At 63.5% G+C, this 20,437-nt stretch carries 18 protein-coding genes; 4 read left to right on the forward strand and 14 right to left on the reverse strand.

What is annotated here, in order from left to right; genetic code table 11:
• Positions 1–16: 16 nt before the first annotated feature.
• Positions 17–1,927 (reverse strand): hypothetical protein, encoded by a 1,911-nt coding sequence (locus ACF8SD_RS11080; protein WP_392484341.1) that lies wholly within the window; start codon positions 1,925–1,927, stop codon positions 17–19.
• Positions 1,928–2,001: 74 nt separating this feature from the next.
• Positions 2,002–2,901: a helix-turn-helix domain-containing protein gene (locus ACF8SD_RS11085; RefSeq protein ID WP_392484342.1), complete on the reverse strand. Its 900-nt coding sequence runs from the start codon at positions 2,899–2,901 to the stop codon at positions 2,002–2,004.
• A 184-nt stretch (positions 2,902–3,085) separates the two neighbouring features.
• Between ACF8SD_RS11085 and ACF8SD_RS11090 the strand changes: the two genes are divergently transcribed.
• From ACF8SD_RS11090 to ACF8SD_RS11100, 3 genes are all read left to right on the forward strand, one after another.
• Positions 3,086–4,444: a glutamine synthetase family protein gene (locus ACF8SD_RS11090; RefSeq protein WP_173889071.1), complete on the forward strand. Its 1,359-nt coding sequence runs from the start codon at positions 3,086–3,088 to the stop codon at positions 4,442–4,444.
• A gap of 68 nt (positions 4,445–4,512) precedes the next feature.
• Entirely contained in the window at positions 4,513–5,601 is a 1,089-nt protein-coding gene (locus tag ACF8SD_RS11095) for a polyamine ABC transporter substrate-binding protein (RefSeq protein WP_173889069.1), read from the forward strand.
• Between the two features lie 13 nt (positions 5,602–5,614).
• On the forward strand, positions 5,615–6,910 hold the full coding sequence (locus ACF8SD_RS11100; protein ID WP_173889067.1) for an FAD-binding oxidoreductase: 1,296 nt from the start codon (positions 5,615–5,617) through the stop codon (positions 6,908–6,910).
• Between the two features lie 381 nt (positions 6,911–7,291).
• On the opposite strand, the gene ACF8SD_RS11105 is transcribed toward ACF8SD_RS11100, so the two are convergent.
• Entirely contained in the window at positions 7,292–8,668 is a 1,377-nt protein-coding gene (locus ACF8SD_RS11105) for an L-serine ammonia-lyase (protein WP_392484343.1), read from the reverse strand.
• A gap of 146 nt (positions 8,669–8,814) precedes the next feature.
• Here ACF8SD_RS11105 and ACF8SD_RS11110 point away from each other — a divergent pair, with 146 nt between their 5' ends.
• On the forward strand, positions 8,815–9,756 hold the full coding sequence (locus ACF8SD_RS11110; protein ID WP_009682752.1) for a LysR substrate-binding domain-containing protein: 942 nt from the start codon (positions 8,815–8,817) through the stop codon (positions 9,754–9,756).
• A gap of 28 nt (positions 9,757–9,784) precedes the next feature.
• Here the strand turns inward: ACF8SD_RS11110 and ACF8SD_RS11115 are convergent, their stop codons facing one another.
• The 11 genes from ACF8SD_RS11115 to ACF8SD_RS11165 all read right to left on the reverse strand — a co-directional run bounded on the left by ACF8SD_RS11115 (position 9,785) and on the right by ACF8SD_RS11165 (position 20,435).
• Positions 9,785–11,206, reverse strand: a complete 1,422-nt coding sequence (locus ACF8SD_RS11115) for an undecaprenyl-phosphate glucose phosphotransferase (protein WP_392484344.1) — start codon at positions 11,204–11,206, stop codon at positions 9,785–9,787.
• Positions 11,207–11,383: 177 nt separating this feature from the next.
• Positions 11,384–12,142: a WecB/TagA/CpsF family glycosyltransferase gene (locus ACF8SD_RS11120; RefSeq protein WP_392484345.1), complete on the reverse strand. Its 759-nt coding sequence runs from the start codon at positions 12,140–12,142 to the stop codon at positions 11,384–11,386.
• A complete protein-coding gene (locus tag ACF8SD_RS11125; protein ID WP_392484346.1) occupies positions 12,142–13,329 on the reverse strand; it encodes a glycosyltransferase family 2 protein in 1,188 nt (395 codons plus the stop codon). Before ACF8SD_RS11125 ends, ACF8SD_RS11120 begins: the two co-directional genes overlap by 1 nt.
• Positions 13,326–14,528, reverse strand: coding sequence for a glycosyltransferase (locus ACF8SD_RS11130; protein WP_392484347.1), 1,203 nt, complete (start codon positions 14,526–14,528; stop codon positions 13,326–13,328). Before ACF8SD_RS11130 ends, ACF8SD_RS11125 begins: the two co-directional genes overlap by 4 nt.
• Positions 14,529–14,577: 49 nt before the next feature.
• Positions 14,578–15,582: a VirK/YbjX family protein gene (locus ACF8SD_RS11135; protein WP_173889056.1), complete on the reverse strand. Its 1,005-nt coding sequence runs from the start codon at positions 15,580–15,582 to the stop codon at positions 14,578–14,580.
• Between the two features lie 9 nt (positions 15,583–15,591).
• Positions 15,592–16,569 (reverse strand): glycosyltransferase family 2 protein, encoded by a 978-nt coding sequence (locus ACF8SD_RS11140; protein WP_173889054.1) that lies wholly within the window; start codon positions 16,567–16,569, stop codon positions 15,592–15,594.
• A 5-nt stretch (positions 16,570–16,574) separates the two neighbouring features.
• A complete protein-coding gene (locus tag ACF8SD_RS11145; RefSeq protein ID WP_173889052.1) occupies positions 16,575–17,099 on the reverse strand; it encodes a serine O-acetyltransferase in 525 nt (174 codons plus the stop codon).
• An 8-nt stretch (positions 17,100–17,107) separates the two neighbouring features.
• On the reverse strand, positions 17,108–18,064 hold the full coding sequence (locus ACF8SD_RS11150; protein WP_173889051.1) for a glycosyltransferase family 2 protein: 957 nt from the start codon (positions 18,062–18,064) through the stop codon (positions 17,108–17,110).
• Positions 18,057–18,674, reverse strand: coding sequence for an acyltransferase (locus tag ACF8SD_RS11155; RefSeq protein ID WP_009682743.1), 618 nt, complete (start codon positions 18,672–18,674; stop codon positions 18,057–18,059). The genes ACF8SD_RS11150 and ACF8SD_RS11155 overlap by 8 nt, the downstream gene beginning before the upstream one ends.
• A gap of 103 nt (positions 18,675–18,777) precedes the next feature.
• A complete protein-coding gene (locus tag ACF8SD_RS11160; RefSeq protein ID WP_392484348.1) occupies positions 18,778–20,244 on the reverse strand; it encodes a GMC oxidoreductase in 1,467 nt (488 codons plus the stop codon).
• Positions 20,241–20,435 carry a hypothetical protein gene (locus tag ACF8SD_RS11165; RefSeq protein WP_054913125.1) on the reverse strand — a complete coding sequence of 65 codons (195 nt, stop codon included), beginning with the start codon at positions 20,433–20,435 and terminating at the stop codon, positions 20,241–20,243. Before ACF8SD_RS11165 ends, ACF8SD_RS11160 begins: the two co-directional genes overlap by 4 nt.
• Positions 20,436–20,437: the final 2 nt, after the last annotated feature.

Here is a 20,437-nt window from a genome sequence, read left to right on the forward strand (position 1 = left end):
GCAGCCTCTGCCAACCTCAATCGCGCACCTGGTCCTTGACCCAGTCCAGCATCCCCCCCGGCACGATCAGCTCATGCCGCGCCCGTGAACAGGCGGTGTACAAACCTGCCAGCAGGCGCGCCCGTTCATTGCGGTTACCGGCCACCTGCGGCGTGACCATCAGCTCGGGCGACACCATCACCCGGGCAAACTCCATGTTCTTCACATCCCTTACCCGCCCGAGGAACAGCTTTGGCGCCTTGGTCCAGCGGTAACGGCTCTTGGCCTGGGCAAAGTGCTGCGGGGTGTAGCCCTTGCGCAGCAGGTTGGCCACCGCGACGAATGCCTTGTCCTCACCCTTGTCCTGCTCCAGCGCCTGCCAGCTGGCATAGCGGAACAGCATCGGGTGACGAGGCCGGGTGCCATGGCGGTACAGCTCGATGCAATCCTCCACGAACAGTTCGAAGTCCTTGCGCGCGCTTTGCAGCAGCACGAACGGCACGCCCTGGTGCGTCAGGCGCTGGAACCAGCCAAACAGCCCCCACTCGTCATCGACGATCAACGCGGTGGGCTGTTCCGGCACCGTGACCGCATCGAAGAAGCTGACCCGGGTGTAGTGCTCGGCGCTCCCACTGAAGGCCGCCTGGATCGATGCCGGGTGCGCCTGTATCAGCGGGTTGAGCACGTTGTCCATCGCCGGCCCTGCGCGCAGCGAGTGGTCGATGCAGCGCTGGCGGATGAAGCTGCCATGGTGCGCACTGAGGCCGTTCAGGTTCTGCAGTTCGTCACCGAGGGCGATGACCGCTTGCGGGCTGCGGTCAAGTACGGCAAGCATCGGTGCCGACAACTCGTGCGCCTCGTCGACGATGACGTGGGTGTAGCCGCTGTCAATCACCAGGCCGGTCAGCGCCAGCAGCTTGACCCGGTGGTAGTCACGTACCGGCAACTGGATTTCCCGCGCTGACGGGCGAATCAGCTCCTGCCAGTACAGCCGTGCCTTTTCCAGCAACACTTCTTGGTCCAGTGGCGATGTGCCCGGCCCGGCCCAGGGCACATGGTGCAACTGCACCTGCGCGTCGGCACTGTGGCAAAACGCCCGCACCGCGCGGATGCACAAGGCGACCACATCGCGCGCGGCAAGCGGGCCAATGTCGGGTATGGCCAGCCAGCGCACCACCTGCGCCTCTTGCGGGCGCCACGAGCGCTTGGTGCGGTAAGGGTCGCGCAGGCGCCAGCCGTTGCTGGTGAGGTCGCGGTTCAACAGCTCGTCGGCCAACTGGCCGAAGGTCAGCGCGGTGTAGGCAGCGGCATCCTTGACCCGGGCCTGCAGCGCGCGCAACTGGCCTTCGGTCAAGGCCAGCAACAAGGTGCGCTGCGGCTCCAGCAACCGGGCGAACTGGTGGATCAGAAAGGTCTTGCCGGTACCGGCAAAGCCCTGCACGGCGACCGATTCGTCGATACCCCCCAGAAATTCACGCAACAGCCGGTTCTGCTGGTCGCTGAGCATCAGGTCGTTGGCCAGCGCCGGCAGGTGCACGGGGTGCAGCGGCGTGGCGCGCTGGCGATAGCGGTCGGCGAACTGGAAATTCCACTGCCCCTCGTCGTCCTGCAGTTCATCCGCGCTGTACGCCACTTCGCCACTGAGTAGCGCAATGCCGTTTTCGCCCAGCATGCCCAGGCCCATGGCGAAGGCTTCACGGTCGAAGTGCTGCGCCACCTGCCCCTGGAACCGCCCAGGCGCGGCACGTTCAACGTCGTTGGCGATCCGCACGATCTCGGCAAAGCGGCGTTCCTGAGCATCGGCCGAGGCAGTCGCCGGCTGGCGAGGCAGGTTTTGCACGAACAACACCGCAGCGGCCTGGAGCAGGCTGGCGCTGCTGAAGAAGTCGGTAAGGGGAACACTGGCGAGGCTGTCAGCCTGGTCACTGGGCAAAGGCAGGTAGAACATCGGCACCTCGGGTGGAAACAGGCTGGCACGATAGCAATTTTCGGCGCCGGCTGCTGCACTTGCGGGCCGGCGGTTCAGCGCTTGACGCGCTTGAGTGTCTCGCTCGGAAATTCCTTGAACAATTGCCGGTAACTCTCTGAAAACCTTCCCAAATGCCAGAACGACCAACGCATCGCCACTTCCGCCACGGTCACGCCACCGCCCCGCAACAGATCGCGCCGCGCCCCATTGAGCCGGCGCAACCGCAACCAGTGCGCGGGCGGCATGCCGGTGTAGGCCTTGAAGGCCTGCTGCAACTGGCGCAGCGACACGCCCGCCACCGCCGCCAGTTCCACCAGGTTCAAGGTTTCTTCCGGGCAGTCAGCCGCCCACTCGCTGACCCGGTGCATGATCGCCCGCTCCTCGTCCCGCCGGCCCATGGCCATGCCCTGCAAGCGCTGGCAGGCATTGTCGAGGATGAACAAGCAGTCCTCCAGCAACTGCTCCGCCAACGCCTGCCCCTGCAACGGGCACCCAGCCTCGCCCAGGCGGGTCAGGGTGGCACTGAGCCAATTGCCGAACAACGCATTCTGGCCACTGCCCAGCGGCACCATGAACAAACCGTCGAGCCTGCCGGGGTCCAGGCCGTGGCTGGCGAGAAACGCCTGGTCGAACACGACGGCCACTTCCTGGTAATTCTCTGGCGTGATCCAGATGTTGCGGCTCTGCTCGTTGAGCAGGTAAAGGCTGTTTTCGCTCTGGTCGAAGCAGAACGCCAGCGACCCGCTCGGCGCCCGGAAGAATTGCTCGACCCGGGTGTTGAGGCGTTCTTCGTAGACCTGCACGCCGTCAAGCCCCAGGCAGCGCAACTGGCCGCTGAAATGGCCCGGCGACATCTGCCGGTACTGCTGCTGCCAACCGGGGGTGATGCGAACCTGCTCGGACACATCCGAAGTGTGGAAAGCTTGGACCTGCAAGGCGTTGGGCGTTGTCACGCTTTGTCCTGAATGCACTCTTTTGGTGCATTGAATGCCGAAGAAAGTGGATAGATGGCGGTGTGGTGCCGAGCTCAAGATAGCCTCCAGCGTGTCACCTGGGAAGCGCGACGCTCTTGAAGCCGTGCAACGGCTTTGGCGGGTGCAGCGGCTCCCACATAAAAAAACCAACCAAGAGGTCTGTATGAACGCCCCCTTCGATCAGCTCTCCACCTGGCTGAAAGAACACCGGATCACCGAAGTAGAATGCGTGATCAGCGACCTGACCGGCATCGCCCGCGGCAAGATCGCACCGACTGCCAAGTTTCTTCACGAACGTGGCATGCGCTTGCCCGAGAGCGTGCTGCTGCAAACGGTCACCGGCGACTACGTTGACGACGATATCTATTACAACCTGCTCGATGCGGCTGACATCGACATGGTCTGCCGCCCCGACCCGAGCGCTGTGTACCAGATCCCGTGGGCCATCGAACCTACCGCGATCGTGATCCACGATACCTTCGACAAGCAAGGCAACCCCATCGAGCTGTCGCCGCGCAACGTGTTGAAGAAAGTGCTGAAGCTTTACGCTGACAAGGGCTGGCAACCCATTGTCGCGCCAGAGATGGAGTTCTACCTGACCAAGCGCTGCGAAGACCCGGACCTGCCGCTGCAAGTGCCGCTGGGGCGTTCCGGCCGGGCCGAAAGCGGCCGGCAGTCGTTCTCGATCGATGCCGCCAACGAATTCGACCCGCTGTTCGAGGACGTTTATGACTGGTGTGAAATCCAGGGCCTGGACCTGGACACGCTGATCCACGAAGACGGCCCGGCGCAGATGGAGATCAACTTCCGCCACGGCGACGCGCTGGACCTGGCCGACCAGATCACCGTGTTCAAGCGCACCATGCGTGAGGCTGCGCTCAAGCACAACGTGGCTGCGACGTTCATGGCCAAGCCGATCACCGACGAGCCGGGCAGTGCCATGCACCTGCACCAGAGCGTGATCGACATCGCCACCGGCAAGCCGATCTTCGCCAACGACGACGGCAGCATGAGCCTGTTGTTCCTGCACCACATCGGTGGGTTGCAAAAGTACATCCCCAAGCTGCTGCCGATGTTCGCCCCCAACGTCAATTCATTCCGCCGCTTCCTGCCGGACACCTCGGCCCCGGTCAACGTCGAGTGGGGTGAAGAAAACCGCACCGCCGGCCTGCGCGTCCCCACCTCCAGCCCGGAAGCGATGCGCGTGGAAAACCGCCTGCCCGGCGCGGATGCCAACCCTTACCTGGCGATCGCTGCCAGCCTGCTGTGCGGCTACCTGGGCATGGTCGAGCAGATCGACCCCAGTGCCCCGGTGCAAGGCCGCGCCTACGAGCGGCGCAACCTGCGCCTGCCCATCACCATCGAAGATGCGCTGCAGCACATGGAAGACTGCGAGACCGTGCAGCAGTACCTGGGCAAGCAATTCGTGCAGGGTTACGTGGCGGTCAAAAGGGCCGAGCACGAGAATTACAAGCGCGTGATCAGCTCGTGGGAGCGCGAGTTCCTGATGCTGAGCGTCTGAGCCGCCCAGGGGGCTGTGCAGCCCCCACCACACCTGAACCCGTAGAACAAAACCAACGAGGTGTTCCCATGCGTCATCTGCAAGCCCTGATCCCCGCGGCATTCACCCTGCTGTTCGCCACCACCAGCCACGCGACGCCCACTGTGAGCGTGTACAACTGGACCGACTACATCGGTGACACCACCCTGGCCGACTTCCAGGCCAGCAGCGGCATCAAGGTGGTTTATGACGTGTTCGACTCCAACGAAACCCTCGAAGGCAAGCTGCTGGCGGGGCGCACCGGCTACGACGTGGTAGTGCCCTCCAACCATTTTCTGGCCCGCCAGGCCCAGGCCGGTGCGTTCTTGCCGCTGGACCGCAGCAAACTGCCGAACTGGAAGCACCTGGACCCCAAGCTGCTCAAGCAGCTTGAGCAGAACGACCCCGGCAACCAGTATGCGGTGCCCTACCTGTGGGGCACCAATGGCATCGGCTACAACGTGGAAAAGGTCAAGGCGGCACTGGGCGTGGATCGCATCGATTCCTGGGCGGTGCTGTTCGAGCCCGAGAACCTGAAAAAGCTCAAGCAGTGCGGCGTGGCCTTCATGGACTCGCCCGATGAACTGTTCCCCGCCGTGCTCAACTACCTGGGCATGGACCCGCGCAGCGAAAAGCCGGCCGACTACGCCAAAGCCGAGGCGCGCATGCTTGAGCTGCGCCCGTACATCACCTATTTCCACTCCTCCAAGTATGTTTCCGACCTTGCCAACGGGAATATCTGCGTGGCGTTCGGTTATTCCGGTGACGTGTTCCAGGCGGCCAACCGCGCCGTGGAAGCGAAGAACGGCGTGAAGGTCGCCTACAGCATTCCCAAGGAAGGCAGCAACCTGTGGTTCGACCTGCTGGCCATTCCGAAGGATGCGAACAACCCGGAGCAGGCGCTGGCCTTCATCAACTACCTGCTCGACCCCAAGGTGATCGCCAAGGTCAGCGCCACGGTCGGCTATGCCAACGCCAACCCGGACGCCAAGGCCTACATGGATGCCGCGCTGGTGGACAACCCCGAGATCTACCCCCCGCAGGAGGTACTGGACAAGCTGTACATTTCCAGTACCCCCAGTCCGAAGATCATGCGCGTCATGACCCGCTCCTGGAGCAAGATCAAGTCCAACCGCTGAGCCGAGACCCTCTATGTCATTCAATACCCAACACAGCGCTTCGTACTATGCAGCCACTGCGCGCGATGCGGCCCCCTACCCCAGCCTCGACGCTGACCTGAGCGCTGATGTGTGTGTGGTCGGGGGTGGGCTGACCGGGGTCAATACGGCGCTGGAGCTGGCCGAGCGTGGTCTGTCGGTGGTGCTGCTGGAGGGGCGGTGCATCGGCTGGGGTGCCAGTGGCCGCAACGGCGGCCAGCTGATTCGCGGCATCGGCCATGATGTCAGCGGTTTTGCCCGACATGTCGGCCAGGATGGCGTGCGCTACCTCCAGCAGGCCGGCATCGACTCGGTGGCGCTGGTCGCCGCGCGCATCGCCCGCTACAACATTGCCTGTGACCTGCGCTGGGGCTTTTGCGAACTGGCCAACACGCCCGCGCAGTTCGACGCCTTCAAGGATGAACTGCAAGACCTGGCAGCGCTAGGTTACCGCCACGAAACACGGCTGGTCGCAAGCGGGCAGTTGCATGAGATCGTCGCCAGCGACCGGTACGCCGGCGGCCTGGTGGACATGGGTTCAGGGCACCTGCACCCGCTCGACCTGGTTCAGGGCGAGGCCCGCGCCGCCCATGCCCTGGGCGTGCGCATTTTCGAGCAAAGCCCGGTGCTGCGTATCGAGCATGGGCCCAGCGTTACCGTGCATACGGCCCACGGCAGCGTGCGCGCGGGCCGCCTGGTGCTGGGCTGCAACGCCCACCTGGACGACCTGGAACCGCGGCTGAGTGGCAAGGTGCTGCCGGCCGGCAGTTACGTGGTGGCCACCGAACCGCTGCCCGAAACACTGGCGAGCCGCTTGATCCCGCAGAACATGGCACTGTGCGACCAGAAAGTCGGCCTGGATTACTACCGCCTCACCGCTGATCGCCGCCTGCTGTTCGGCGGCGCCTGCCACTATTCGGGCCGCGACCCCAAGGACATCGCCGGCTATATGCGGCCGAAGGTGCTGAAGGTATTCCCGCAACTGGCCGATGTGCGCATCGACTACCAGTGGGGTGGCATGATCGGCATCACCGCCAACCGCTTCCCCCAGGTCGGGCGCTTGAGCCAACACCCCAACGTGTATTACGCCCAAGGCTATTCCGGGCACGGGCTGAACGTGACTCACTGGACAGCCAAGCTGCTGGCAGAAAGCATCGCCCTGGGCCACAGCCACGGCCTGGATGTGTTCAGTGCAGTGCCGCATCTGACGTTCCCCGGTGGCAAGGCACTGCGCTCGCCACTGCTGGCGCTGGGGATGTTGTGGTACCGGTTACGTGAGGTGTTGGGCTAGCAACGTGTGGGTGTTATTTGCCAAAAGATATGCATCGCCTGTGAGATCGAGCGCCGCCCGCGCGGCGCTTCGCGGGTAAACCCGCTCCTACGTTTGTTTCGGGCCAGTATTGCCTGTGACAGGCGCGCGCGATCGCCTTGTTCGTACGACGCGATATCGTGGTGGGCGCCAAGGCGTTCGCGCGCAAATCCCACAGGCATAATTGGCCCGAAACAAACGTAGGAGCGAGCGCAGCTCGCGATGCGCCGCGCGGGCGGCGCTCGATCTCCCAGGCGCTGCACATCTTGTGTCAAACACGCGTCAGCCCTCATACGATCCCTACGGGAGCTGGGCTTGAACGGCGATGAACTGCAAAGCAGCCCCCTACCCCCCCGCAGTAGCTCAACATTCGACGAATGCAACCGCCAGGCCGCCGCGCGAGGTTTCCTTGTAGTTGGCATGCATGTCGGCACCGGTATCACGCAAGGTGCGGATTACCCGGTCGAGCGAAATGAAATGCTCGCCATCGCCCCGCAGTGCCATTTGCACCGCATTGATCGCTTTCACGGCAGCGATGGCATTGCGTTCGATGCACGGCACCTGCACCAGGCCACCGACCGGGTCGCAGGTCAGCCCAAGGTTGTGTTCCAGGGCAATTTCGGCAGCATTTTCCAATTGCGCCGGTGTCGCGCCCAGCACCTGGGCCAGGCCGGCGGCCGCCATCGAGCAGGCAGACCCGACCTCCCCCTGGCAGCCGACCTCGGCGCCGGAAATGGAGGCGTTCTTTTTGCACAGGATGCCAACTGCAGCCGCGGCAAGCAGGAAGTCCACGACATCCGCGTCGCAGGCGCCAGGGTTGAACTTCATGTAGTAGTGCAGCACTGCCGGGATGATACCGGCTGCACCGTTGGTAGGCGCGGTGACCATGCGCCCGCCAGCGGCGTTCTCTTCGTTCACCGCCAGGGCGTACAGGTTGACCCACTCCATGGCGCCGAGCGTCGACCCGATCACATTAGGCTTGCCCAGTTCCTGCAAGCTACGGTGCAGCCGCGCCGCACGGCGTTTGACGTGCAAACCACCGGGCAGAATGCCCTCGTTGCGCAGGCCGTTGTCCACGCACTCGCGCATCGCAGCCCAAATGCGCAGCAGGCCGTCGCGCACCTCGGCTTCCGGGCGCCAGGCGCATTCGTTGGCCATCATCAGTTGCGCCACACTCAGGCCGTGGGCCTGGCACAGCTTCAGCAACTGGGCACCGCTGCCGAACTCGTAGGGCAGCACGGCGGCGTTCTCTGCAGCCTTAGGCGCATCGACTTCGGCCTGTTCAACAATGAACCCGCCGCCGACGGAATAATAGGTCTGGCACAACAGGCTGTCCTGCCCGTGCATGGCTTCCACGCGCATGGCGTTGGGGTGATACGGCAGGTTTTCGTCGAGCAGCAGCATGTCTTGCGCATACTCGAACGCCACGGGGTGGCTGCCGTCCAGCATCAGGCAGTGTTCCTGCAGCACCTGACCGATGCGCGATTCGATGGTGGCCGGGTCGATACGGTCTGGCCACTGCCCCATCAAGCCCAGCAGGCAGGCACGGTCGGTGGCATGACCAACGCCGGTCGCCGACAACGAGCCATACAGGCGTACTTCAACGCGCGTCACCCGCCCCAGCAAGCCCTGCTCGCGCAGGGCCTGGGCAAAGGTCGCAGCCGCGCGCATCGGGCCGACGGTGTGGGAGCTGGACGGGCCGATGCCGATTTTGAAAAGGTCGAAAACACTGATAGCCATACTAATGCCTGACCATGCGCTGAAAGGTAGCCAGTGCACGGTTATCTGGAGAAAATGGGCGCTGCTGCGATTTTGCGCGATACTGACGCTGCGCGGTTAAAATGACCAACGAAACTTTCTAAGCAAGGCTTTAGCAGGACTAAACGATGCGACGCCAACTCAACGGCCAGATGTTTGTTTGGCTGCACGTCTTTGCCTGCGCCGCCAGGCACCTGTCCTTTACCCGCTGTGCAGAGGAACTGCACATCACCCCCGGGGCGGTCAGCCAACAGATGCGCCAGCTGGAAGAGCGCCTGGGTTACCGCCTGTTTCTGCGCCGGGCACGGGGCGTGGAACTGAGCGCCGAAGGCCAGCGCCTGGCGCAGACCGTGACCGACGCCTACGGCAGCATCGAGGCAGAGCTGCTACGCCTGGACGCCGGCGAGATCCGTGGCACATTGCGGGTGCGCTCCATCCCCTCGTTCCTGGCCAAGTGGCTAACGCCGCGCTTGCCACGTTTCCAGCAGCGCTACCCGGACATCGAACTGCGCCTGGTGGCCGAAGACAGTGCCCAGGCCTTGACCCCGGGCGACTTCGACCTGGCCATCGACCTCAACGACGGCAGCTACCCGGGCATGCTCTCCACGCCGCTGCTGGACGAGCAGATCTTTCCCGTATGCGCGCCCTCACTGCTGCGTGGGCGCCCCCCGCTGCACGGGCCGGCCGACCTGGTGCACTACCCGCTGCTGCACGACATCACCGCCTGGCGTGGCAGTTCGGAATATGCCGAATGGGAGTTCTACCTGGACGGGATCGGCGCCACTGGGTTGGACGTACGCCGTGGGCATACCTTCAACCGTAACCACCTGACCATCGAAGCAGCGATTGCCGGTATCGGTGTGGCCATTGCCCGGCGCACGCTACTCAACGATGAACTGGAGCGCGGCGCGCTGATCGTGCCGTTTGGCGTACCCATCGCCAACCACAAACGCTATGTGGTGCATTACCCGCCCGGCGGGTTGACCCAGCCGGGCGCGCGGGCGGTACATGACTGGCTGGTGGAAGAAGCACGAGGGTTCCGCGAACTGCACCCGTTGAACACAGCATGAGGCCTGTTCTGCACCTGTGGCATGACAATCAATAGGCCTGTTTACCGGTGAACGCATTCAACGTGCGTACCAGAATCACGAAATCCAGCCACAACGACCAGTTGTTGATGTACTCGATGTCGGAGTCCACCCGCTGGATCATCTGTTCGATGTCCTTGGTCTCGCCGCGGAACCCGCGTACCTGGGCCAGGCCGGTCATGCCCGGCTTGATGTTGTGGCGAGCGAAGTAATCCACGATGTCCTGGGAATACAAGGTGTCGTGCTGCAAGGCATGCGGCCGTGGCCCGACCAGCGACATTTCGCCGGTCAGCACATTGAACAGCTGCGGCAGCTCATCGAGGCTGGTACGGCGGATGAAGGCCCCTACCCGCGTCAACCGCGGGTCGTTCTTCTGGGCTTGCTGCACCACACCGCCTTCGGGCTGGTGCACATGCATGCTTCTGAATTTCCAGATACGAAACGCCTCACCCGTCCAGCCGGTTCGTTCCTGGCGGAAGAACACCGGGCCGCGGCTGTCGAGCTTGATGGCCAGGGCAACGGCCAGCAACACCGGCGACGCACACAGCAGGATCAGCGCGGCCAGTACTCGGTCCTCGAGGTTTTTCAGGAACAGGCTCATGCCTGTGAGCGGGGTTTCCGACAAGGTCAGCACCGGGATGCCGGCAATTTCCCGCACGCTGTGGTTGATCAGGCGCAACGAGAAGATATCCGGTACCCAGTTCACCGCGATGCACTTGTCGAGCAGCTTGAAGTACACGTCGTTGATCACTTCCGAGCCGCCCAGCGGGGTCACCAGGTAGACCGTACGGATGCCGTGGCGGGCGACCAATTCGTCAAGCTCGGCAATATGCCCGAGCACCGGCAGGCGCTGCTTGCCCTCGGCGCCCTCGCCTGCGTGCGGTTCAACCTTGTCGACCAGTACACACCCCAGCACCCGCTCGCCAAACCATGGGTTGCTGCTGATTTTCTGGTAAAGAAAGTTGGCCAGGTCACCATTGCCAATGATCAGGGCATTGTCCAGGCGTGCATGTGCGGTGAAGCGTTTTTGCAGCTCACGCACGGCGAAGTGCAGGAACAATTGGGCGAAGTAACCGATGACGAACAGTTGGCCAACCAGCAGCCGGGAGTAGGTTTCGCTCTGTTTGGTCAGGAACGCCATGACCACCAGAAAGCAGAACGTGGCCGACCAGGCCTTGAACAGGCGGAAGGCCTTGATCGAAAGCCCGACGTTGGTGCGGTAGATCGCGTAATGATCATAAATGACCGCCAGTGCGCCGATCAGCAACAGCAGCATGATCACGTAATCGGAGGTGATGTAGCCGAACTGGTCATAGATCAGGTACCAGGCGATACCCGTCACGGCAATGCCGTCGAGGCCGGCCTGGATGGCGTTGCTAACACTGCTTCGGCGCTGGAGTAAGGAGCGACTGCTTCTGGGTTCGAAAACCATTTCAGACCTCATCAATTGGAGCGTGGCAAGTGCCTTACAGCCAACAACCAGTCTTGAATCACAGCCTTGCAGCGCCGCACGCGGCAAAGCGCGCAGCGTCCAAACCATTGATATCAATGTAGCAGCCAGCTGCCACAGGCGGGCCCGGAATACCTGCTGCCACAGCTTTTGGCCGATTCACAGCGAGCGCCTGGCAGCAGCGCTCGCCCGCCGATACAGCAACGTGCGCAGCAGAAACAGCGGGTTGCCCACCACGTAGCGCATGAACAGGCGCCTGGGCTCACGGCACAGCCGATACAGCCACTCGCCGCCAACCGCCCGCAGCCAGCCGGGGGCGCGGCTGACCTTGCCGCCGAGAAAGTCCAGGATCGCCCCACCACAGACGATCAGGCAGGGGCCGCTGATGCCGGCCAACTGTGCCGCGACCGCTTCCTGCTTGGGCATGCCCATGCCCAGCACGATCAGTTCCGGTTGATGCTCGTGCGCCAGTTGCAAGTAGGTATCGACAGTGGCAAAGCCATCGTGAACCGACACCGGCGCCACGCCGAAGGTGGCTGCGCAGTGCTGCACTGCTTGGTGCAGGTAGGGTTGCCGCGTACCCCAGAAGGCCACCTTACGCCCCCGGTAGGCCGCCAGCAGCCTGGGAATGAAATCGGTACCGTTCATGTTCAGGCCAGGCTCCAGGCCCAGGCGGCGGTAAAGGATCGCCATGCCGGAGCCATCGCGCAGCAGCACATCGGCCGCCGACAGCGCTTGGCAATAAGCCCCGTCGCGCACCACCAGGTTCATTGCGTGGGCGTTGACGAACCCCAACACCGTCGCTTTGTCCGGGGTGGTAAGGTGCTCGAGCAGGCGCTGCACGGCGTTTTCGTCGGCGACCACATGCAGCTGCCCGACCAGGCGCGCCCAGCGTTGCTGCCATTGCCGCTGGCTCATCAGTCGTCATCCCGTTTCGAGCGCACCCATTCAACCTGGCGCTTGATCAGAAAACCCAGGTACAGGGGGATTTTCCGGGCTGCGTAGAACGGTGCGTACAGCAACACCGAGAACGGGATCAGCTCCCGACAGAAGCGTGCCCAGGCCACCACCACCGCCGCGCCGAGCAACCCAAGCCCCAGCAGGGCGAACACTGCAGGTGCCGCCAGCCCGGTTACCAGGTAAACCAGCCAGGTCAGCAGGTTGAACCCCAGCAGTGCCAACACCAGCAAGGCCAAGGGTGATACCACCAGGTCCAGGGTCATCGCCGCGAGGGCACCATTGCGCTGGGTGATGGCAGCCAGCGCCCGCTTGGGCCCATCGGCCAGCATCAACCCCAGGTGGCCGTGCTCCCAACGCGTACGCTGGCTGTTGAGGCCTTGCGGGCTGAGCGGGAACTGGCTGGTTACCAAGGCTTCGGGGCAGAACAGCGGCGGCTTGCCTTGCTGGCAAAGATCGAGCCCGAGTTTCACATCCTCGACCAGATGGCCGTTGGCCAGGTTGACCTGGCGCAGGTCGTGCCAGCCGAAGGCCATGCCGGCGCCCATCAGCTGGCAAGGCAAGCCCAACCGCGCCCAGCCACGCGGGCGAACCAGGTTTTTCACCCGCCAGGCAAATTCGGCGACCTGCACTTTCAGCCCGGCGCCTGCGGGTGCCCGCATCAGGTACAGCGCCTGCACCGGGCGCGCCGTTTCACGGCATCGCCGAGCCAGGATATCGATGGCGCCCTCGCCGACCTGGCAATCGGCATCCACCACGATCACCACCTCAGGGGGCTGGCGCGCCAGATGGCGCACGCCGAAGTCCAGGGCATAGCCTTTGCCGCGCAACTGGGCGTCATACCGCTCCACCACTTCGGCCCCCGCTTCGCGGGCCAGCTGCGCCGTGGCGTCGGAACAGTTGTCGGCCACTACCAGCAAGCGGTCACCCTCGAGCAGTTGCGGCACGATGCTCGCCAGGCTGGCCTGAATGATCGAGGCCTCGTTGTGCGCCGGCACCAACACCGCAAGCGCTGGCCGGGCAGTGTTGCACGGTGCCGGCCTGCGTGCGGGCAGGCAAGCCAGCAATACCTGCAGCGAAAACACCAACACCGGCACCAGGACGATGACCGTTAGCAGGCCCAGCAACCACCCTAATACACTTATCATGCGAATGCCTTGAAGTAGCCGGCCAGCCTGGCCGCCTCGGTGTCGATGTCGTGCCGTTGCAATACCCGCTCGTAGGCCGCCTGGCCCATGCGCTGCAACACCTCGGCAGGTTGCGCCAGGCACTCGGCCATGGCCGCTGCCAGCTCGTCCACTGCGCCCGCGGGGAACAGCCAGCCATTCTCGCCGGGCCGCACCAGCTCAGGGATCCCGGCAACAAACGTGGTCAGCACCGGGCGGCGCAAGGCCATGGCCTCCATGATCACCACCGGCAGGCCCTCGGCGAAGCTGGGCAATACCAGAGCGCGGGCAGCGAGGATTTCCTCGCGCACCTGTGCACTGCTGATCCAGCCAGTAATGCGTACGTGCTGCTGCAGGCCGTGGCGGGCAATCAAGGCCTCGATCTGCTCGCGCATTTCACCGTCACCGGCCAGCACCAGCTCAAAGGCCTGCGACTGGTCCGCCAGCTGGCGCGCGGCCTCCAGCAGCAACAACTGGCCTTTCTGCTCACACAGCCGCCCAACGCACACCAGGCGTGGCGCCGCGGGCGCCTCTACCGCAGGCACCGCATGGAACGCGCGCTCCAGCCCGCAATGCACCACCTTGACCTTGGCCCAGTGCTCGTGCGCCACCCAGCGCAACAGTTGGCTGCGCCCATACGAGCTGACCGCCGCGACAAAAGCGGCGCGCCGAACCTTTTCCCCCAGGTGCAGGAACTGTGGCTTGTCGAACTCTTCGGGGCCGTGCACGGTGAAACTGTAGGCCGGCCCGCCCAATATGTTGGCCAGCATGACCACTTCGGTAGAGTTGGTGCCAAAGTGCGCATGCACATGCTGCGCCTGCCCGGCCTGTAGCCACTGCAGCACCTGGCAGGCTTCGGCCAGATACACCAGGTGGTAGGGCCAGGCCCGGTCCGCTCGGCGGCCAAGCCGCAGTGCCAGCCACAGCGCCCGGCCAAAGCGCCGCGGCTGCGCGCGCAACACCTGCCACATGGGCCGCAACAGCTGCTTCAGCCCGCCTTGCAGCACGTAGCGGGTCTTGCCCCGCTCGGCCACGTCCTCGGCATCCTGCACCTCGGCGTCCCAGCCACGCAGTGCCAGGCGCTGCACCTCTATCCCCTGGCGCTCCAATGCCAGGATCTCGCGGCGGATAAAACTATGGCTGACCTTCGGGTACTGATTGATGAAATAAGCAATACGCATATGAACCCAGATCCAAACCCGCTTGATGACCAACCGCCCCAAGCAACCTTTACTTCAGGCTGTCAACTACCGGCGGCCTGCCTACTGCCGATGCACTCACAGCAAATGCATCCCCCTGTGTTCCTTGTAGTCCAAGGTTGGCACCATTGCTTGGCAAAGCTGCTTGCAAACAGTTGAATACATCGTCGAGCAATGCTTGGCGACGGCGATACATCGCCCGTTTCTTTGCCGGAATGTCGGCCTCGGCACGCTGCGCCGGCGCCAATGGCAGGCTGTAGAAATCGGCATGCTCTGAGGCGCTGGCACCATGCTCCTGCCAGATAGCATCGTAGTTGGCCGCCAGTTCCTGGCCCTTGTCACGGCCAAAATAAGCGTGGCGGTGATGCCGGCTGGCATCGTTCACGGCGTACAACCGGGCGACCCCCAAAGTTCTGGCCAGACACTTCAACGCTTCCAGCAGCAAGCTGCGCGGGCGCAACCCCTCGAAGTCCTTGGTCAGGTCGCGGTAGATGGCCAGCGAGGTGTCGCTGTCGATGCCTTTATGGATGCCTTGCACTGCGCCGATGTACAAACCGATGCCGGCCGGCCCCTGGCACAGGGTGAACGCCAGGGACGCCACACGCAACTCACCCTGGAACAGGTTGAGCACCAGCTCGCCTTCGCGCTTGAACCAGATCGGCCTGTCGAGCACCAGGCAGCAGCCCGGCGAATAGCTTCCCAGGTCACACAGGGTAAGGCTGTCGTCCCGGCCCAACAGCAACAGCCCAGGAAAATGCCGGGCCACCAGCTCGAAGTGCGAGGCGACTGCATCAAGGCGTTGCGGCGCTTGCCAGTGCTGGCTGATATAGGGCCATTGCACGACACCGATGCAGTCAACGCCCAACTGCTGCACCCCCGGCTGGCCCAGTGCCGCGGTCAGGCGCTGCAGGAAGGTGTTCAGTTGCGGCCAATGCCTGGCCATCTGCAGGCTCAACTTGTACTTGTTGTGCAATGCCCGCAACGAGTAACCGGGTTGCAGGGTAAACACGCTTTTCACGAGGGTGCCGAGCATCATGGGCCTCTCTCACTTGTACTCGATCAAAGCCGCTTTGCCAGCCGCCAGGCGGTGGCGCAGAAACTTCAGCTGGCCGAGCATTTCGGGGAACTTGCCCAGTACCAGAAACACGGCCTGCAGCCAGTTTTCGCGCGGCGACCTGTTGCCCCGCTGCGCCAGGCGCATGGCCTGCAACGGGTAGATCAACAACAACCCCAAGCCCCAGCCGCCCACCAGCAGGCAGGCCAGCACGATCGACACGGGAATGCCCAGGCCCCACACCCAGGCCCGGCGCGACTCGCGCAACCAGTGCCGCTCGGGCGGCTGACCGTGCAGATAGGCGCCCTCGGCGTAGGCGTGCCCGGCACGCAGGCTGCGCCGCCACCATTGGCTGAACCGGGTCATGTTGGCGTCGTGCAAGGTCATCTCGGCATCCAGGCGCCAGATTTTCCAGCCCTTGGCGCGCAAGCGCACGCACAGCTCCGGTTCTTCCCCAGCGATCAGGTCAGGCCGAAAACCGCTCACAGCGGTGAAAGCGTCTACCCGCATCAACGCGTCACCGCCGCAGGCCTTGGCCTCGCCGATCGGGGTGTCCCATTCCAGGTCGCACAACAGGTTGTACACCGAGCGCTGCGCGAAGCGTTCGCGGCGCCGGCCACACACCACCGCCACCGCGGGGTGCGCGGCCAGAAACGTCTGGGCGGTGGCCAGCCAGCGGGCATCCACTTCGCAGTCGCCATCGACGAACTGCACCCACTGCATGGCTGGCAGCAACCGCTGCAACACGGCAAAGCCTTCGTTACGCGCCCTTGCCGCGGTGAACGGGGTGCTCATGTCCAACGCCAGCACCTCGACGCCCAAGGCGGCGGCCAGCTGTTGCGAACCGTCGCTGGAGCCCGAGTCTACATACACGACCTTGTCAGCCCCATGGGCCAGCGAGCGCAGGCAGCGCGCCAAACGCTGGCCCTCGTTGCGGCCAATGACCACCACGCCGATCTGCATCGCCAAGGGCCTCACTCGACCGCCGCCGAGGCGGCCAAGTGCCGGGCCTTGATGACTGCCGGTACACCGACAGCCAGGGAGTTGTCTGGCACATCCACCAGCACCACGGCATTGGCACCAATAATCACGTTGTTGCCGATGCGAATGCTGCCCAGTATTTTGGCGCCCGTACCAATGTCGACGTTGTTGCCGAACACCGGGGCAATGGGCTCGTCGACATTTTTCAGGCCCACCACCACGCCATTGCGGATGCGGCAGTCGTCGCCAAACCGGGCGTAGCCGCTGACCACGATGCCACCGAAATGGTCGATGACGAAATTGCGGCCGATCACCGCCTCGCAGGGCAGTTCCACCCCGGTGATGATCTGCACGAACTTGAACAGCACCTTGTACACCAGAGAGCACAGCTTGCGCAGCAGCGCCGGGCGCACACCGTAGCGCCAGCGGCCGAAGCGGTACACCAGCAATACCCAGAAGCCCTGGGCGCCCCAGTCGCCACCATGGGCCCGCAGGTCGGCGCGTATATTCTCGAACATGGCGGTAGCTACCTTGTGGGTTGGCTGGCGTAACGGGTCTGCAACAGCAGTGACCAGGTCGCCCGGCAATGACGCCAGCAGGCCTGTATCGCGCCTCGGCCGCGTCGTTTCAACAGCGCTTTGAGTGCCAGCACCAAGTCGCCCACGGTCACCAGCAGCATATGCAACGCCAGCCCGGCCAAGCCATGGTGCTTGCGGAAATACAGCAGCTCGCTCTCGATCTGGTAAGCGGAAATCTGCCGGCTGGCAGCTTCCAATTCGGTGACTGACTTGGAGCTTTCACCCCCGATGTGGACCACCGTGGTATGTGGGTAGAACACCACTTTCCAGCCGGCCTGCTTGACCCGCTTGCAGTGGTCGACTTCCTCGTAATAAAGAAAGTAGCGCGGATCGAACAGGCCTACCTGGTCCAGCACTTCGCGGCGCACAAGGTAGAAGCAACCGGGCAACCAGTCGCATTCGCGGACCGAAGCGTGGTCCCAGTCCATGTCGTCGACCATTTTCAGCCCGGGGAAAAAGCGCCCCAGGCCAGTACGCCCGACGAAGACGTTCAGCGGCGTGGGAAAATAGCGGCAGCTGGGTTGCAGGTCCCCCTCTCGGCCCTCGAGGCGTACCCCCAGCACGCCGCAGTCCGGGTGGGCATCCATGTAGTCGAGGGTTTTTTGCAGGGAATCGGCGGCCACGAACGCATCGGTGTTGAGCAACAATGCATACTTGCCTTGCAGGTGGGCCAGCAACTGGTTGTTGGCACGGCCAAAACCTACGTTGTGCTTGTTGCTGAGCAACACTGCCTCTGGGCAAACCTCAGCCATACGCTGCAGCGAGTCGTCGACGGAGGCATTGTCCACCACCAGGTAACTGGCCAAGTGTTCGCTGCCTGCGCGGCGCAGCGCATCGAACATTGGCTGCAGCAACCCGGCGGTGTTGAAATTGACCACCATCACGTCCACCGGTTTGCTACCCATTATTGCCATCCCCGAAGAAGTACTGGCGCCTCTGCGCCATCAGTTGCGGCTCAACCGTGGGGTCGTAGGCACCGTCGCGCTGTTTGATCAGGTCGATCCACGGGTAGGCTTCGCAACGTGCCTCGACCCGTTTGACCAGCGCCTCGGTGGTGCAGATGAACACGGCCGGGTTGCCGCCGTAGACGGTGCCCGGTGGCACGTCCTTGGTGACCACCGCCCCTGCCGCGACGATGGACTCGGGACCGATGGTCACCCGCGGCATGATGATCGCACCGTGGCCGATGAAGCAGTTGTCCTTGATGTCGATGAAACCGACCGAATCAAGGTGTTTGCCAAACCGGTGTTCGATCAGCAAGACCACCCCGTCGTGGCCGATCAACGTGCAGTCCGACAACCCCACGCTGTTGCCGATACGCACCAGTGACGGGTCGAGGAACTTGCAGCCGGCATTAACGAAGAAGTTGTCGCCCACCGAATGAAAGTTGCCCCAGCGTTTGAGGTAGGCCCCCCACTCCAGCCCCGACGGCCTGCAGAACCGGCGGTAGAACGTGCCTCCGCGCCCGGTTGCATGTGCGTAATGTGCCACTGCCTTGCGTATCCATCCCATCATCCTTCCTGGCCTCGCGATCAATACGGCTGGAATGCCCTGAGGCGATGCGGTCTCGTTCTTCTAGATGCTGACCACTACGCACTCAACCTGTGTGCAACATGGTTCACGCGGCGGCGCCGCTCTGCGCCCTCATCTTCGCGTCAAGGTGGTCGGCCAGCCGCACGGCGAACTGCAACAGCGGCATGGTCGGATTGGAGGCGCCGCCCTTGGCAAAAATACTGCTGCCGGCGACATACAGGTTTTGCGTGCCGAATACCCTGCAGTTGCCGTCCACGACGCCCGTTTGCGCAGACGCGGCCATGCGCGTGGTGCCCATGTGGTGGGCATGGGGCGCCATTTTCAGCGGTATCGAGGTGTCATAGACAAACTCGTTGAGTTTGACGAAGCCCAGGCCCGTGTCGGCGAACTGCTTGGCCAGCTCCGTACCGATGCACTTGATGGTGTGCCGGTCATCAGCACTGAGCACCCAGTTCACGCTGACCTTCGGCACCCCCAGCGCGTCGTGCTCGTCGAGCAGTGAAATGCGGCTGTGCAAGTTGGGAAACTGCTCGATCATGGTACTGATCACGCCGTCACCGGGGCAGCTGAACTTGGCCACGAACTCGATCTTGCTGGAAATTCCCATGTCGCAGGCCAGGTTCTCGAGAAAATGCTTGACCTCGGCAGTGCGGCCATAGGTTTGCACATCGGCCAACAAGGCTGTGGTGACGTTGCCTTTGCCGGCCTGGTATTCAGCGAGGAAGGCATCGGTGGTGTAGTACTGGCGCGGCTCCGGGTCTTGCCCGGACTTGAGGATGAAGGTGCCCATCTCGATGTTCAGGTGCTCCATGAAGCACGCGCCAACCAGGCCTTCCTTGTTGACCACCCCCGCAGCCACCAGGGACTGGCTGTTGAGCAGCTGTCGGGCATTCTCGATGGCCCCCGTGGCCAGAATGAAGTTGCGGGCCACCAACCGCTGGCGATTGCGCTGGTAGTCCGACAGCACCACCGCCGCCAGGTGGCCGGATGCCTGATCGAACTCCAGGTCCACGCAGTTGCAATTGATGAACAGGTCCAGGCCCGGGGTCTGCTCCAGCGCCGTAGCGTATTTCTGGGCGAAGCGGGTCGGGGTGCTGAGCAGAAAACGGTCAGCTTCGAAGTCGCCACCCTCAAGCCCGGTGTTCAGTGCCCGAAAATCTGCCCCGGCGGGCAGGTCGACGATGTCCATGGCCACCGGCAGGTAAGGCTCGATCTCCGCATAGGCAATGGGCCAACCCGGCAACTCACCCGGTGGGGCCACGGCGAAGTCGGAAGCCGTGAAGGGCCGACACCGGCCGGCCCAATGGTTGGACGTGCCGCCCAGGTAACGCAGGCGGGTTTCCTCGGCATACAGCTCGAGGCCGGTCGAGGGGCAGGCGTACAGGGCTTGCGAATGCGGTGCGTACTCACGCCCCCCACCTTCGGCCAGCAACACGTTCCAGCCGGCTGCCGCCAGGCGCAGGCCAAGGGTGATCCCCGCAGGGCCGGCCCCGATGATGCAGAAATCGTAGTTGTCGCGCAGCGTTTTCTGCTGCTCATAGTCCTGGATCATGCTGGCTGGTTCCGGAAATAGCGGGACGGCAGTACCCAGCCGTTGATCACCACGAACCCTGGTTTTTCAACCGGTTTGCCAGCAAACACCGCCGTGGCGCCGAACGCCGCGCTGCCCACGCCCAGCAGCACGCAACTCTGGAGAAAGCCTCTACGACCCAACTGCGCAGTACAAAAAGTGAGCTTCCCCATGA

It is taken from the genome of Pseudomonas sp. CJQ_9 (assembly GCF_043106615.1).
GTDB classification, from domain to species: domain Bacteria; phylum Pseudomonadota; class Gammaproteobacteria; order Pseudomonadales; family Pseudomonadaceae; genus Aquipseudomonas; species Aquipseudomonas juntendi.

What these genes read in the sequence shown, in the direction of transcription:
- ACF8SD_RS11080 (WP_392484341.1), bottom strand. Translation starts at nt 1,927, where the DNA reads ATGTTCTACCTGCCTTTGCCCAGTGACCAGGCTGACAGCCTCGCCAGT.
- ACF8SD_RS11090 (WP_173889071.1), top strand. Translation starts at nt 3,086, where the DNA reads ATGAACGCCCCCTTCGATCAGCTCTCCACCTGGCTGAAAGAACACCGG.
- ACF8SD_RS11095 (WP_173889069.1), top strand. Translation starts at nt 4,513, where the DNA reads ATGCGTCATCTGCAAGCCCTGATCCCCGCGGCATTCACCCTGCTGTTC.
- ACF8SD_RS11100 (WP_173889067.1), top strand. Translation starts at nt 5,615, where the DNA reads ATGTCATTCAATACCCAACACAGCGCTTCGTACTATGCAGCCACTGCG.
- ACF8SD_RS11105 (WP_392484343.1), bottom strand. Translation starts at nt 8,668, where the DNA reads ATGGCTATCAGTGTTTTCGACCTTTTCAAAATCGGCATCGGCCCGTCC.
- ACF8SD_RS11110 (WP_009682752.1), top strand. Translation starts at nt 8,815, where the DNA reads ATGCGACGCCAACTCAACGGCCAGATGTTTGTTTGGCTGCACGTCTTT.
- ACF8SD_RS11115 (WP_392484344.1), bottom strand. Translation starts at nt 11,206, where the DNA reads ATGGTTTTCGAACCCAGAAGCAGTCGCTCCTTACTCCAGCGCCGAAGC.
- ACF8SD_RS11120 (WP_392484345.1), bottom strand. Translation starts at nt 12,142, where the DNA reads ATGAGCCAGCGGCAATGGCAGCAACGCTGGGCGCGCCTGGTCGGGCAG.
- ACF8SD_RS11125 (WP_392484346.1), bottom strand. Translation starts at nt 13,329, where the DNA reads ATGATAAGTGTATTAGGGTGGTTGCTGGGCCTGCTAACGGTCATCGTC.
- ACF8SD_RS11130 (WP_392484347.1), bottom strand. Translation starts at nt 14,528, where the DNA reads ATGCGTATTGCTTATTTCATCAATCAGTACCCGAAGGTCAGCCATAGT.
- ACF8SD_RS11135 (WP_173889056.1), bottom strand. Translation starts at nt 15,582, where the DNA reads ATGATGCTCGGCACCCTCGTGAAAAGCGTGTTTACCCTGCAACCCGGT.
- ACF8SD_RS11145 (WP_173889052.1), bottom strand. Translation starts at nt 17,099, where the DNA reads ATGTTCGAGAATATACGCGCCGACCTGCGGGCCCATGGTGGCGACTGG.
- ACF8SD_RS11150 (WP_173889051.1), bottom strand. Translation starts at nt 18,064, where the DNA reads ATGGGTAGCAAACCGGTGGACGTGATGGTGGTCAATTTCAACACCGCC.
- ACF8SD_RS11155 (WP_009682743.1), bottom strand. Translation starts at nt 18,674, where the DNA reads ATGATGGGATGGATACGCAAGGCAGTGGCACATTACGCACATGCAACC.
- ACF8SD_RS11160 (WP_392484348.1), bottom strand. Translation starts at nt 20,244, where the DNA reads ATGATCCAGGACTATGAGCAGCAGAAAACGCTGCGCGACAACTACGAT.
- ACF8SD_RS11165 (WP_054913125.1), bottom strand. Translation starts at nt 20,435, where the DNA reads ATGGGGAAGCTCACTTTTTGTACTGCGCAGTTGGGTCGTAGAGGCTTT.